Origin of the sequence: Mesorhizobium sp. M1A.F.Ca.IN.020.03.2.1, assembly GCF_004023205.1 — a bacterium.
Lineage (GTDB): Bacteria > Pseudomonadota > Alphaproteobacteria > Rhizobiales > Rhizobiaceae > Mesorhizobium.
Genome location: NZ_RZSV01000009.1, coordinates 1 through 13,653, shown reverse-complemented (window position 1 = coordinate 13,653; position 13,653 = coordinate 1). Strand labels below are relative to the sequence as shown.

Annotated in this window: 15 protein-coding genes; all 15 read left to right on the top strand. The window is 64.5% G+C overall.

Features of this window, described 5'->3' with window-relative positions; genetic code table 11:
* Positions 1–60 precede the first annotated feature (60 nt).
* The 15 genes from EOA79_RS02965 to EOA79_RS02890 all read left to right on the top strand — a co-directional run bounded on the left by EOA79_RS02965 (position 61) and on the right by EOA79_RS02890 (position 13,525).
* Entirely contained in the window at positions 61–2,037 is a 1,977-nt protein-coding gene (locus EOA79_RS02965; protein WP_127239323.1) for a DUF2213 domain-containing protein, read from the top strand.
* A gap of 72 nt (positions 2,038–2,109) precedes the next feature.
* Positions 2,110–3,060 carry a hypothetical protein gene (locus tag EOA79_RS02960; RefSeq protein WP_127335309.1) on the top strand — a complete coding sequence of 317 codons (951 nt, stop codon included), beginning with the start codon at positions 2,110–2,112 and terminating at the stop codon, positions 3,058–3,060.
* Between the two features lie 60 nt (positions 3,061–3,120).
* Entirely contained in the window at positions 3,121–4,215 is a 1,095-nt protein-coding gene (locus EOA79_RS02955) for a hypothetical protein (protein WP_206519851.1), read from the top strand.
* A 676-nt stretch (positions 4,216–4,891) separates the two neighbouring features.
* Positions 4,892–5,161 (top strand): helix-turn-helix transcriptional regulator, encoded by a 270-nt coding sequence (locus EOA79_RS02945; RefSeq protein WP_095825883.1) that lies wholly within the window; start codon positions 4,892–4,894, stop codon positions 5,159–5,161.
* A 132-nt stretch (positions 5,162–5,293) separates the two neighbouring features.
* Entirely contained in the window at positions 5,294–7,021 is a 1,728-nt protein-coding gene (locus EOA79_RS02940; protein WP_127239326.1) for a SulP family inorganic anion transporter, read from the top strand.
* A gap of 123 nt (positions 7,022–7,144) precedes the next feature.
* Positions 7,145–7,786 carry a hypothetical protein gene (locus EOA79_RS02935; RefSeq protein WP_127335310.1) on the top strand — a complete coding sequence of 214 codons (642 nt, stop codon included), beginning with the start codon at positions 7,145–7,147 and terminating at the stop codon, positions 7,784–7,786.
* Positions 7,787–7,811: 25 nt separating this feature from the next.
* Complete coding sequence (locus EOA79_RS02930) at positions 7,812–8,237, top strand: DUF4054 domain-containing protein (protein ID WP_164746624.1); 426 nt, start codon at positions 7,812–7,814, stop codon at positions 8,235–8,237.
* A gap of 12 nt (positions 8,238–8,249) precedes the next feature.
* Positions 8,250–8,624 (top strand): hypothetical protein, encoded by a 375-nt coding sequence (locus tag EOA79_RS33115; RefSeq protein WP_206519852.1) that lies wholly within the window; start codon positions 8,250–8,252, stop codon positions 8,622–8,624.
* Positions 8,625–8,628: 4 nt separating this feature from the next.
* The gene (locus tag EOA79_RS02920; protein WP_127239328.1) at positions 8,629–9,072 is read left to right on the top strand and encodes a hypothetical protein; all 444 of its coding nucleotides are present in this window, start codon (positions 8,629–8,631) and stop codon (positions 9,070–9,072) included.
* Positions 9,073–9,089: 17 nt separating this feature from the next.
* Complete coding sequence (locus EOA79_RS02915) at positions 9,090–9,671, top strand: hypothetical protein (RefSeq protein WP_127335313.1); 582 nt, start codon at positions 9,090–9,092, stop codon at positions 9,669–9,671.
* 6 nt (positions 9,672–9,677) lie between these two features.
* Positions 9,678–10,070, top strand: coding sequence for a hypothetical protein (locus EOA79_RS02910; RefSeq protein ID WP_127239330.1), 393 nt, complete (start codon positions 9,678–9,680; stop codon positions 10,068–10,070).
* A 1-nt stretch (position 10,071) separates the two neighbouring features.
* Positions 10,072–10,344, top strand: a complete 273-nt coding sequence (locus tag EOA79_RS02905; RefSeq protein ID WP_127335314.1) for a hypothetical protein — start codon at positions 10,072–10,074, stop codon at positions 10,342–10,344.
* Complete coding sequence (locus tag EOA79_RS02900) at positions 10,344–11,075, top strand: hypothetical protein (RefSeq protein ID WP_127335315.1); 732 nt, start codon at positions 10,344–10,346, stop codon at positions 11,073–11,075. The genes EOA79_RS02905 and EOA79_RS02900 overlap by 1 nt, the downstream gene beginning before the upstream one ends.
* A gap of 26 nt (positions 11,076–11,101) precedes the next feature.
* Complete coding sequence (locus EOA79_RS02895; RefSeq protein WP_128292853.1) at positions 11,102–13,060, top strand: DUF3383 family protein; 1,959 nt, start codon at positions 11,102–11,104, stop codon at positions 13,058–13,060.
* A 33-nt stretch (positions 13,061–13,093) separates the two neighbouring features.
* The gene (locus EOA79_RS02890; protein WP_067328704.1) at positions 13,094–13,525 is read left to right on the top strand and encodes a hypothetical protein; all 432 of its coding nucleotides are present in this window, start codon (positions 13,094–13,096) and stop codon (positions 13,523–13,525) included.
* The last annotated feature ends 128 nt before the right edge of the window (positions 13,526–13,653 follow it).

Genomic DNA, 13,653 nt, shown 5'->3' with positions numbered 1-13,653 from the left:
TACCTTACATAAGTCAACCAAAGTGTGAGGTCAAGCCTTACATTTAAGGAGCGATTTTCGATGCCTGCGAAGTCTGAGGCCCAGCGCCGCGCCATGTACGCAGCGGCCGAGGGTCGAGGCGTGCTCGGCATCCCGAAGGCGGTCGGCGAAGAGTTCGTCGGCAAGGACAGCGCGGGGCAGGCGGCCTCGCTGATGCTGGTCGCGCCCGATGGCGATGTCCTGGTGCTCCGGCGCTCGTCGACCGATACCAGCTGGCCCGGCCATTGGTGCTGGCCCGGTGGCAAGTCGGATGAAGGCGAAGACGCCGAGACGACGGCGGCGCGCGAGACCACCGAGGAGATCGGCACGCTGCCGTCTGGCGCGCGCCAGCTCATCGATACGCGCGGCACCCCGAATGGCTGGGTGCATCACACCTTTGCTCAGGCCGTCGAGACGAAATTCGCGCCGGTGCTGACCGACGAACATTCCGGCTATGCCTGGGCTCCCCTGCGCTCGCTGCCCGAGCCGCTGCATCCGGGCCTGCGCGACATGCTGGGCGAGCGGCTTGGCATAGCGGCCGACATGTCGCCTGAGGCATGGGACTCGCTGCGCTCCAACTTCGTGAAGTGGACGAGGGGCGAAGACATCGTGATCGAGGGCGCTTGCCCGATTTGCGGCGGCACCGGCGAACTCGCTGGACCTGGGATCGTGTGCGACGAATGCCGCGGCACGGACGCGGTGGCACAGGCCAACGACGCGCTCGCCATGGATCGCAATAGCGTGCGCTCGTTCGACCAGGACGGCCATCTGCGCGTCGAGATGACGCCGATCTCAAAGGCCAACATCTGCCCCTACTATGGCCGCGAAATCCCGGACTTCGAGGCGCTGGCGCTCGATCCCGAGCGCATCTATCGCCTGTACCGCGATGCGGACGAGCTCGCGAAAGCCGCCCCGACCTTCGTCGGCAAGCCGCTCTTGCTCAAGCACATCCCGGTCAGCGCCAAGGATCACCCGCGCGAAGCCGTGGTCGGCGCGCTCGGCGATGCCGTCGAGTTCCATGCGCCCTATCTCATGGCGCCGCTCAGCATCTGGGATGGCGCTGCAATCGCGCTGATCGAATCCGATCGGCAGAAAGAACTTTCGAGCAGCTATCGCTACCGGGCCGACATGACGCCCGGGACGCTGGCTGGAGAATGCTACGACGGCGTGATGCGGGACATTTCCGGCAATCACGTCGCGTTGGTTGAGGAAGGCCGCGCCGGGCCTGATGTTGTTGTCGGCGACAGCAAAATGGAGATCATCACGATGAAGAAAACAGCACTGCTGTCGCGCATGGCGTCCGTCGCCCACGGCGCGATCCTTGCCCACGTCATGCCCAAGCTGGCAGCCGATCAGAAGATCGATCTTGGCCCAGCGCTGGCTGACATCACCGCCGAGAACTTCAAGGCCAAGCGGCCTGCGCTCATCGAGGCGATCGCAAAGGCCACGAAGGGCAAGCTCGCCGCTGACGCCAAGCTCGACGGTCTCGAGGCGGTCCTCGTCGCGCTCGACGAAGTCGAGGTCCAGGAAGCCATAGACGAAGACGACGAGGAGGAGGACGACAAGAAAAAGAAAGCCGAGGACTCCGAAGAGGAGGAGGACGAGGACGAGAAGGAGAAAAAAGCCGAAGATAGCGACGACGAGGACGACAAAGTCGACAGGAAGGCTATGGACGCGGCGATCGCCGCAGCTGTAGCGCAGGCCAAGACCGAGGTCCGCGCCGAGATGCTCAAGTCGGCCGCCGAAGTGCGCGCCGCCGAGGAGGCCGTTCGTCCCTACATCGGCAAGCTCGCCATGGCCCATGATAGCGCGGATGCCGTCTATCGCACCGCGCTCACCTCACTCGGCGTCAACATCGATGGTGTCCATCCCTCGGCACTGCCGGCCATTCTCAAGGCCCAGCCGCTACCTGGCGTCGGCGCACCGAAGAAGCCGGTCGTCGCCCTGGACGCTGCCGGGGTGAACTCGTTCTACGAGCTTTTCCCAGCCGCCAAGACCCACATCGTCAAGTCGCTCTAAGGCGAGCGGCTTCCCCTTCCAAGCCCGTCGAGCCGGCCAGCGAGCCGGCTCTTTTCATTTAGGAGATCGCCCATGTCTGGGTTTCAGACGCAGGTAGCCTACAATCCCGCCCCCGCTGTCGGGGGCGACTTCGCTTCCACCAATCCCCGCTCTACGGTCCTTGCCGCCGCTGGCGCGCTGGTCTGCGGCGCTCTAGGTGCTGTCATCGGCCGCTTCGCCTGGCTGAGTTATGTCCAAGCCGACAGCGACAATGCGCCGGCCGTGGTCAACACCTTCGGCACCGGCCCGGTCGCAGGCTTCGTCCATCGTGAGCAGCAGGGCCTAATCGAACAGTATTTGCAGGAATCCACCATGCTGGTCCCGGCCGGCTTCCCCATCACCCTTTTCGATGGCGGCGATTTCTGGGTGAAGAACGCTGGCGCGACGCCTGCCCTGGTCGGCCAGAAGGTCTACGCCAACTATGCCGATGGCACGGCGACCGCTGCTCCGTCCGGCTCGCCGAATGGCGCGACCACTTCGGCCGGCTCCATCGCAGCCGCGACCAGCGGCTTACTGGGCTCCATCGTCGGCAATGTGCTGACGGTCACGACGGTCAACTCGGGCACGATCTATCCAGGCACCACCATCTCGGGTACCGATGTCGTCTCCGGCACGAAGATCATACAGCAGCTCACTGGTACCCCGGGCGGTGTGGGCACGTATGCGGTCAACATCCCCGACCAGGACGTCGACCCCGGGACAGAGATTTCCGGCACCTATGGCGTGTTCACGGCGGGCGGCGCTATCGCTGGCGTCTTCGGAGTCGGTGACACGCTGACCGGCGCCGGCATCACCGCAGTCACCACGATCACCCAGCAGCTCACCGGCCCGGCCGGCGGCGCTGGCAGCTACGCGGTCGACGTCAACACCGTCGTCAACGCGGCAGCGCTCACCGCGGCCACCAACGTCGAGACCAAGTGGACCGTGCGTTCCTTCGCGCAGCCCGGCGAGCTGATGAAGATCAGCTCTTGGCCTCAGGGCTAAACCCGCCCGTCAATCTCACAACCATGCGCCGCAAGCCGGCGATCTGCGAGGATAACCACCATGAAATTTCACGACTTCGATCAGGCCGCTGCGGCGTGGGCTCAGCATCGCTCGATGTTCGAGCAGGCCGGTATCTACCTTCCCGATGCACGCGCCTACATCGTCGAGGCGTTCCGCACCAATCATCTCGCGATGGATGCACAGCCTCAGCTAGCGACAGCACCGAACGCCGGCATCCCGGCGTTCCTCACCACGCTTGTAGATCCTGAGGTCTACCGCATCCTTTTCGCACCGACCAAAGCTGCCGAAATCTTCGGCGAAATTCGAAAGGGCACCTGGATCGACCAGACGGCGATGTTCCCCGTCGTTGAGCAGACCGGCGAAGTGTCGAGCTATGGCGACTACAACGACAACGGCCGAGCCGGCGCCAACATGAATTGGCCGCAGCGCCAGTCCTATCTGTTCCAGACGATTTCCGAGTATGGCGAGCTGGAAATCGAGCGCGCCGGCCTTGGCCGCGTCAATTGGGTTGGCGAGGTGGATGGCGCCGGCGTCACGGTGCTCGCACGATTCCTCAACACGACCTACTTCAAGGGCGTGCAGGGCTTGCAGAACTATGGCCTTCTCAACGATCCGAACCTGGCGGCTCCGATCACCCCGGCGCCGAAGGCTTACGGCGGCGTGAAATGGATCAACAACGGCCAGATCGTCGCCACCGCGAATGAGATCTATTCCGACCTCCAATCACTGTGGCTGCAGCTCGTTACCCAGACAGCCGGCCTGGTCGACCAGAACACCAAGATGACGCTGGCCATGTCGCCGGAATCGCAGCTTGCCATGACCGCGACCAACTCGTTCAACGTCAATGTTGAGGACCTGCTCAAGAAAAACTTCCCGAACCTTCGCGTCGTCTCGGCGGTGCAATATAGGGCGGAGACAGCGATCAACCCGACGGGCATCTCAGCCGGCAACGTGGTTCAGTTCATTGCCGACGGCATCGATGGTCAGCAGACCGGCTATTGTGCGTTTAACGAAAAGCTCCGCGCTCATCCAATCGTGCGCGCGCTCTCCTCGTGGAAAAAGAAAATGTCCAGCGGCACCTGGGGCGCGATCATCCGGCAGCCGATGGGCATTTCCCAGATGGTGGGCGTTTAGATGGCGTAGAGATAGTATTGCGCGCCCCAATACGAGCCGCATTCATCCACTGGTTTGGGGCTGGGACGAAGTAGGCTTGCGCCTAAGGCATTCCAGACAGGCGACCGCTGCACGGCTTCAAGGATTGCAGGAACACTACAGCGTCATACGGCAACAACATACGCGCTTGTGCCGCAAGTCTGCTCACCAGTTCTTGTTGGCGGGCAATGATTTGCTCGCCTTCACGGTCTCTGCCATCTCGACTGGTGTTCCCGTCGGCATAGCACCTATCGGCGCTTGATCTCCGCACCGTGGGCGATCAAACCTGCCTCGTCCGCGGTTCCAGCCTGAAAGCGCCGAGCAGAATTGAAGCTAACCATTCCCTCTCAGCAGCATGCGCGTTAACCGCGAGAACCTTTTTCAAGACGCGTTCAATCATGGCCATATCGTCTGGTCCGATGTTTCCTTGGGATCAAAGCCGCTGCCGGCTCCGCAGCTTGTCCTGCCTGCTTGCCGGCTGCCGCGGGGGTTTTGCCTGCGCCATGCTGTGCTGGCTTGAGGCTCGGCTGCTGCAGCGGAGCAAGGCCGTTTACGGACAGCGAGTGGCCAATGTCTCATCCAAAATGAATGAGGCTTGAAGCATCATGATATTTGTATTATCCATTGATACCGCAGACTCAGACAAAGGTTCTGGCCGATGATCACTGCTGCGCAGATGCGCGCCGCGAGGGCGTTGGCCGGTATCGACCAGCGAACTCTTGCCGAGCGCGCCGGAGTTTCGCTTCCGACGATACAGCGCATGGAGGCGAGCGAGGGTGTCGTGCGAGGCGTTGTCGACACGTTGATGAAGGTCATCCAGGCCCTTGACGAGGTTGGCGTGGAACTGATCGGCGAGAACCAGACCAGCGAGCGCGGCGGCAGGGGCGTACGCCTCAAGGCCACCGTGGCGCAGAACCCGCAAGGCTGAGCCGCAACCGCATCCGCCCCGGAAACCCTTGCCGGTTTCGGGCAGCGCAATGCGGGGTCGCAACAGTTATCGCGACGGCGACCGCCGACATGCAGCCGACGATCCCGCCGCCCTTTGGAGCGGAATATGGTCATGGATCAGGCTCGGCCTGCAATTCACCATCAAGCACGGCCGACATTCGCCGAGCTGTTCACACCAAAGCTGGTGACGGTGCTGCGCGAGGGCTACCACCTCAAGCAGCTGAGGGCGGATGTGATCGCCGGCCTGACAGTCGCCATCGTGGCGCTGCCGCTGTCGATGGCGATCGCGATCGCCTCGCATGTGGAGCCCGAGCGCGGACTGTTTACGGCGATCATCGGCGGTTTCATCGTCGGCGCGCTTGGCGGCAGCAGGTTCCAGATCGGCGGGCCGGCCGGCGCCTTCATCGTGGTCGTGGCCTCCGCTGTCGATCAGCACGGCGTTGACGGACTGATCCTGGCAATGCTCATGGCCGGCGCCTTCCTGCTCGCGGCCGGTTATCTGAGGCTCGGCGCCTATGTGAAATTCATTCCCTATCCGGTGACCGTTGGTTTCACCGCGGGCATTGCCGTGATCATCCTGTCCAGCCAGTTGCATGACCTGTTCGGCCTGACTCTGCCGGGGAAGGAGCCCGGCGACCTGTTGCCCAGGCTTATCGCACTTGGCAGGGCGGCCGGAACGGTAAATCCAGCGGCCATTGCCGTCGCCACGCTGACGATAGGGATCATCGTGGGCATGAAGCGCTGGCGGCCTTCATGGCCGGGCCTCCTGGTCGCGGTGGCGGCGGCCTCTCTCGCCACGACGCTTCTCGGCCTTCCCGTCGAAACGATCGGCACCCAGTTCGGCGGCATTCCGCGGATCTTGCCCGACCCGACTCTGCCGGCCTTCGACGCGCATAAGCTCGTCTCTGCAGTACCCGACGCAATTTCCTTTGCCCTGCTCGGAGCAATCGAATCGCTGCTGTCGGCCGTGGTCGCGGACGGCATGACCGGCCGACGGCACCGCTCCAACTGCGAACTGGTGGCGCAGGGCATCGCCAATATCGGCTCGGCGCTGTTCGGCGGGATCTGCGTGACCGGACTGATCGCGCGCACGGCGACCAACATCCGCGCCGGCGCGCATGGACCGTTGTCGGGGATATTCCATTCCGCCTTCCTGCTGCTATTCATGGTGGTGGCTGCCCCGCTTGCCAGCTACATCCCGCTGGCGGCGCTCGCCGGGGTGCTGGCCACCGTGGCCTGGAACATGGTGGAGAAGCCCGCCTTCTTGGCGCTGATCCGATCGTCCTGGGGCGATGCCCTGGTGCTGCTGGCAACCTTCGGACTTGTCACCTTCCGCGACCTTACCACCGGCATCGTGATCGGTTTTGCGCTGGGCGCCTTGCTGTTCATCGGTAGGATGGCTCGTTCGGTCGAGGTAGAAGCGCATGTCCCGCCGGTGACGGACGACCGCGCCGATGATGAGAACGGCGGCCGCTTCGCCTACGATCTTGGCTCAGCCACGGATCCCGACACCGTCATCTATCGCATATCCGGTGCTTTCTTCTTCGGCGCGGCGGCAACGGTCGCCACGGTGCTCGACCGCATCGCGGACCAGAGCAAGAACTTCATACTCGACTGCTCGGCGGTGCCTTTTCTGGATTCGACCGCGGCAAACGTGATTGAAAGCACCGTGCACAAGGCAGGGCGGGCCGGAGGACGCTTCATCATCGCGGGCGCCTCGTCGCAGGTGAGACGCACACTGATAAGCCATGGCGTCAAGCGGCCGCTGGTGACCTATGCCGCCTCGATCCGTGACGCGCGGGCGCAGCTGGACGAAAAAGCGGAGACGCGGCTCGGCTAGCTTCGGATTGGCGCGCGCGGCGATCAGGCAGCAGGGGACGGAAGGCTTTGGCGTATGAGAGCGGGGCTCTGACTAAACGGGACTGAGGTGGGTAGCGAGCGGTCGAGCCGTCCCGACTCTTCTATGCCCGAGGCGCAAACAGCGCCCGATTATCACCCAGACGGAACTCCCGGCAATCGGCGATTGGATTCGGCGAGGGGCACCATCATCTTCGCGGATGCTCTGAGCAAAACGGCCGCCCACGGCTGTGAGCTGCGTTCGATTCCCAGCATCCGCTCCACTGACGCCATCGGCGACGGCCACCGTTTTTCCACCAACCGGAGTAAATCAATGTCCACGACTGTCACTGTTGCCTGTAAGCTTCCGCATGGCCTCGTTCTGCGCCTTCACGAGATGGTCGAGCAGAACGAACCGACCGCCGGCGGCAGCTTTCGGAAGGTGAAACGCGCCCAGGTCATCGGCGAGCCCGTTGTCCTGAAAGGCTACCTGCGCCGCTTCGACCGCCGCAAGGAGCCCGCCCCGATGGCCCAGGACAGCGACTACGCCCTGACCTATGGCGTCGATGCTGATTTCTTCAAGAAGTGGCTCGAGCAGAACAAGGACCTCGACGCGGTCAGGAACAACCTCGTCTGGGCCCATACCGAGACTGACATAGTCGAGGGCTTCATCAAGGAGCATGAGGCGCAGAAGTCGGGACTCGAGCCGATCGATCCCCACAACCTGCCGCGTGGCATCCAGGCCTACAAGGCGGATGCCGCGGCCTGACACGCAACCCCCAGGGAGGTTCGCCATGGGCGTTATCGTCGAGTTCAGCTTCGCGAACTTCATCGCGATCTACCCTCAGTTCGCAACGCTCAGCCAGCCGCAGGTTTTGCAGGGCGCGCTCCCGGTTGCGACGCTCTACTGCCGCAATGACGGCGGCGGCCCCGTCACCAAGACCGAGACGCAGACCACGCTGCTCAACCTGATGGTCGCGCACATTTGCCAGCTCATGTACGGCGCGAACGGTCAAGCGCCGGGCGGGATCGTAGGACGCGTCTCGAATGCTGCCGAGGGCAGCGTGTCGGTGCAGGCCGACTTCCCCGTGACGCCCAACAACGCCTGGTTCATGCAAACCCAATTCGGCGCGGCTTACTGGCAGGCCACCGCCGCCTACCGGACCATGCGCTACATCCCCGGCCCGCGCCGCGTCTTCAACCCGTGGCTCAACCAGTAAAGGACATCACCCATGGACCTCCTCCAGCAATTGATGCGCGAGTTTCGTGCCTTCCGTCAGCACGCCGAAGATCGCATCCAGACGCTTGAGCGCAGCCTGCGCCTCGCTTCGCCGGCTCCTCTTGTGGATGCGCAGGAGACGCCCGCCACCTCCACGGCGGCCGCAGATGGCGCGGCAGGCGCAACCGGCGCCGCCGGCGCGACGGGCGCGACCACTGGTGCCACCGGCGCGGCCGTCGACAGCGGAGCGACCGGCGCTGCGGCCGACGTCAGCGCAACTGGTGCCACGAGAGCAACCGGCCCGGCCGATCCTGCTGTTGATGCAAAGGCGAAGGCAAAGGCGAAAGCCGCCGATCAGCCCGCCGATCAGAGCGCACCCAGCGCGTAAAGCGATGGTGAAGCTCTCCGGCGGCGACAAGCTCGCCGCGAAGCTGGCCGAGATCGCCAAGAGCCTCCAGAACGCCGTGTCGGTCGACGTCGGATTCCCGGAGGGTGCGACCTATCCCGACGGTACCTCCGTCCCGCTGGTAGCGGCGCTGAATGAATTTGGGACCCGCGACACGGCGCCCCGCCCGTTCTTCCGGGGCATGATCGACGACAAGAGCCCCGAATGGCCCGACGCCGTGGGCAATCTCCTGGTCGCGAACGGCTACGACGCCGAAAAGACGCTGGGCCAGACGGGCGAGGCCATCAAGGGCCAGTTGCAGGCGGCGATCACCGCCTATGACGGCCCGCCGCTGCAGCCCGCCACCATCGCCCGCAAGGGCAACGACAAGCAGCTCGTCGACACCGGCCACATGCTGGCGTCGGTCGACTATGCCGTCAAGAAACCCTGAACCCGGAGACCACTAAGATGAGGGCCGTCCTTTTTTCGAGCAACGTCGGCGACATTCCAGCCGACCTGGCATTCAAGAACAATTTCTCGGCCGTGACCGATCCGGCCGCCACCGACGACGCGAGCGAGGGTTATCAGGTCGGCTCGGCCTGGGTGAACACCGCGACCGACACCGCCTTTGTCTGCGTCGATGCGACCGCCGGCGCTGCCATCTGGACCTCCTCCGCACAGGTCGGCAGCACCCAGGGCGCGCCGGCAGCGCACACCGTCTCAGGCACGCTGGCGCCGGCCGATCTGCTCGCCGGCATCATCACCATCCAACAGGGCGTAGGCGCGGCCTCAGTGCAGCAGCTCCCGACCGGTGCCGCGCTCCAGGCAGCACTGCCGGCCGACTTCCAGGCCAACGACTCCTTCGACGTCTCGGTGATCAACACCTCCATCGTCGATGCCGAGGATGCGACCATCACCACCAACGCCGGCATGACGCTGGTCGGTTCGATGGACTTCCCGGCGCACAGCAGCGCCACGATCCCGTCGAGCGGCATCTTGCGCTTCCGCAACACGGGCGCCGGCACCTTCACGGTCTACCGCGTCGGCTGACCGAACATGAACCTGCACGGGATCGTTTCGGCGGCCATCGGCACGGTCAACCCGTTCGTGACCGCTACGCTGAAACGGTCCAGCGGCTACACCACGGCGGTCGACGGCACGCGCACGCCGAGCTTTGTCGACGTGCCTGGCGTCTCTCTGCAGGCGCAGTCGCTTACCTACAACGATCTGCAGCTGCTCGACGGTCTCAGCATTCAGGGCGTGCGCCGCGCCGTCTATTTGAACGGTTCGGCCCTCGGCGTGGTGCGCGAGCTGCAAGTCGGCGGCGATCTTTTCGTCTTCCCCGCCGGCACCTTCCCGGAAGGCAACACATGGCTCGTGGCACTCGTGCTCGAGTCCTGGCCCGACTGGTGCAAGTGTGCCCTGACCCTACAAATGGATGGAGCCTGATATGGCGAACGGAACCTTCACGGTGCCATGCCCTGCCGGCCAGTGGACTAAGGTCGCCGACGGCGCCAACTATTCATCGGCGCTGTTGCAGGTGACCAGCATAGGCGGCGTGTTGGCAGCGATCGCGGACAGCCAGCCGGCGGCGGATGCCTCGAATTGCGTCCTGCTCTCCCAGAGCCTCGTTCCGTTCCCGCTCGCGGCCGGCGACCAGGTGTGGTGCCAGCCGGTCGGCGCCGGCGAGGCCACGGTGCGCGGGATCGGCACCAGCGTCTGATGAGCGGCCCGGTCCCCAGCCAGTCTGGCATCCAGACGGTCCTGCGCGGCTTTCTGCTGCAATACCTGCCCGCCGGCGTCGAGGTGATCTCGGCGCAAGACAACCGCGTCCCGGAGCCGGCTGGCGACTTCGTCGCAATGACGGTGAGCCGCCGCGGTCGCCTCTCGACGAACGTCGACACCTATCAGGACTGCGCGTTCGAGGCCTCGATCGCGGATACGGTGATGACCGTCACTCAGGTCGCGTTCGGCGCGCTGCTGGTGGGGGCGACCGTCTTCGGAACACAGGTGACTGCCGGCACGCTCATCAGCGAGCAGGCGAGCGGCACGCCGGGCGGCATTGGATCCTACGCTGTCACGCCGGCGCAGACCCTGGCCGCGCAGACGCTCTCGAGCGGCGCCGAGACAATCATGCAGCCGACCGACGTCGTCATCCAACTCGACGTGCACAGCGCCTCGGATGGCGGCGCTTCCGACATGGCGCAGACGATCGCCACGCTGATCCGCGATGAGCGGGCGACACGGTATTTCGCGGATGCCGGCATGGATGGCGCTCCCCTCTATGCCGACGATCCCAAGCAGGTCCCGTTCTTCAACGGCGAGCAGCAATACGAGACCCGCTACGTCGTCGACGTGCATCTGCAGGCCAACCAGGCAATCGGCCTGCTACAGCAATTCGCCGACCAAGCCGTGATCGACGTCGTCAACGTCGAAGCGACTTTCCCGGCCTGACCCCTCAAACAGAAAGGATCTGGTCCATGACGACCATCCCGGCCTCGCAGCTTGTGAACGTCATTCCGAACGTTCTCAACGCGGGCGGCAACGCGCTCGTGATGAACGGCCTCGTGCTGACCCAAAACACCCGCGTCCCGATTGGGCAGGTGCTCTCGTTTCCGAACGACGGTGTGTCGGTGTCGAACTTCTTCGGCCCGTCCTCGGAAGAGGCCGAGATCGCGGCGGTCTATTTCAACGGCTTCAACAACTCGACCCAGAAGCCGGCCACGATCCTTTTCGCGCAGTATGCGTCCGCGTCGGTCGCGGCCTATCTGCAAGGCGGAAAGGCCGACCAGCTCTCGCTGGCGCAGCTCCAGGCTTTGAGCGGCACGCTCAGCGTCAACGTCGATGGCTATGTGCGCACCGCGAACGCGATCGATCTATCGAGCGCAAACAGCTTCTCGGCCGCCGCGGCGCTGATCCAGACCGACCTGAACTCCGCTCCTCCGCAGGCGGCCGCCGTGACAGGGGCAATTGCCCCTGCAACGGCAGCTGTGACCGCCTCCATCGCCGGCAACGTCATGTATGTGACCGGCGTGACGTCGGGGGTTCTGGTCGCAGGCGCGGCGCTCTCCGGCGCCGGCGTCTCGGCCGGCACGCAGATCACCGACCAGCTCTCGGGAACGCCCGGCGGCATCGGCGAGTATGCCGTGTCGATCGAGCAGGTTGTCGCCAGCACTGCGGTCTCCGCGACCTATGGCACCCTCACGGTCACTGCGCTCGCAAGCGGCACCCTGGCCGTCGGCCAGACGCTTGCCGGTGCAGGGGTGACGGCTGGCACGCGCATCGTGCAGCTTGGCAGCGGCGAGGGCCTTACCGGCACATACTTCGTCGACAAAACCCAGACGGTGGCGAGCGGCGCAATCACGGCGTCGGCTACGCCGCTGGACGTCAGCTATGACTCAGTCTCTGGCGGCTTCGTCATCACCTCCGCCATCGCCGGCGCGGCGTCGTCCGCAGCCTTCGCCACCGGCTCGGTCGCGGCGGGGCTCTTCCTGACCCAGGCGACCGGCGCGACGCTCTCTCAGGGCGCCGATGGAACGACGCCTGCCGCGTTCATGGCCGGGATCACCCAGCTCACCCAGAATTGGGCGACGTTCATGACGATCTTCGATCCCGATGGCGGTTCGGGCAGCGTGCAGAAGCAGGCCTTTGCCGAGTGGGTCAACAACACCAACAAGCGCTATGCCTACATCGCGTGGGATACGGACATCACTCCCACCGAAGGCAACGATGCGACGTCGAGCTTCGGCAACATCATCGCGAGCGCCAATCTCGACGGCACCTGCGCCATCTACCATCCCGCCGGCGGCATCACGACGCCCGCGCAGATCGCGGCCTTCATCTGCGGCGCGGCGGCCTCGATCGACTTCCAGCAGACCAACGGCCGCATCACCTTCGCATTCCGGGGGCAGGATGGCCTGGTGGCAGGCGTCACCACCGCGACTGTGGCGAGCAACCTCATCGCCAACGGCTATAACTTCTACGGCGCCTACGCGACGGCCGCGCAGCAGTTCCTGGAGTTCCAGAACGGCACGGTGTCGGGCGAGTTCGAATGGCTGGACAGCTACATCAACCAGATTTGGCTGAACAACCAGCTCCAGCTCTCCCTCATGGAGCTGATCCAGAACATCAACTCGGTTCCGTATAACGCGGCCGGCTATGAGCTGATCAAGGCGGCCTGCCTCGACCCGATCAACCAGGCGCTGAATTTCGGTGCCATCCGCGCCGGCGTGACGCTGTCGGCGCTCCAGATCGCGCAGATCAACTCGGCCGCCGGCGTCAAGGCGAGCGACACCCTTGAGCTGCAAGGCTGGTATCTCCAGGTCAAGGACGCCACCCCGCAGGTGCGCCAGGCCCGCCAGAGCCCGCCGATCAACTTCCGGTACATGGACGGCGAGTCCGTGCAGCAGATCGAGCTGACCTCGACCCTCGTCCAGTAAGCGGCAACCAATCCACCCGTCAGGAGCCAGACCATGTCGACCCTAACCGCCGCGAACGCGGTCATTACCCTTGCCGTGCCGAACCTCTTTCCGACCCCGGTTCAACTCCAGGGCTTCGCCACTGACAACATCTACGACATGGACAGTGTCGACCAGGTGGAGACCGCCATGGGCGTCGACGGCATCCTGTCCGGCGGCTTCGTCTACAACCCGATCAACCAGACGTTCGTGTTGCAGGCCGATTCCCCGTCGATCGCCTTCTTCGAAACCTGGGCTGCGACGCAGGTGCAGGCCAAGGACGTCTACACGGCCAACGGCTCGACCACGCTGCCGTCGCTCGGCCGCTCCTACATCTCGACCAAGGGCTTCCTGGTGAGCCTGCCGCCGATGCCGGCGGCGGCCAAGATCTTGCAGCCGCGCCGTTTCGCGATCCGCTGGCAGAGCGTCCAAAGCGTCCCGAACTGAGGTAATCCATGCGTAAAGAGATCGACGTCACGATCGCCGATGACGGCCGTGACCAGGGCAAGACCTTTCACATCCGCGAGATGCCGGCGACGCGCGCGGAGAAATGGGCGATGCGCGCGCTGCTCGCC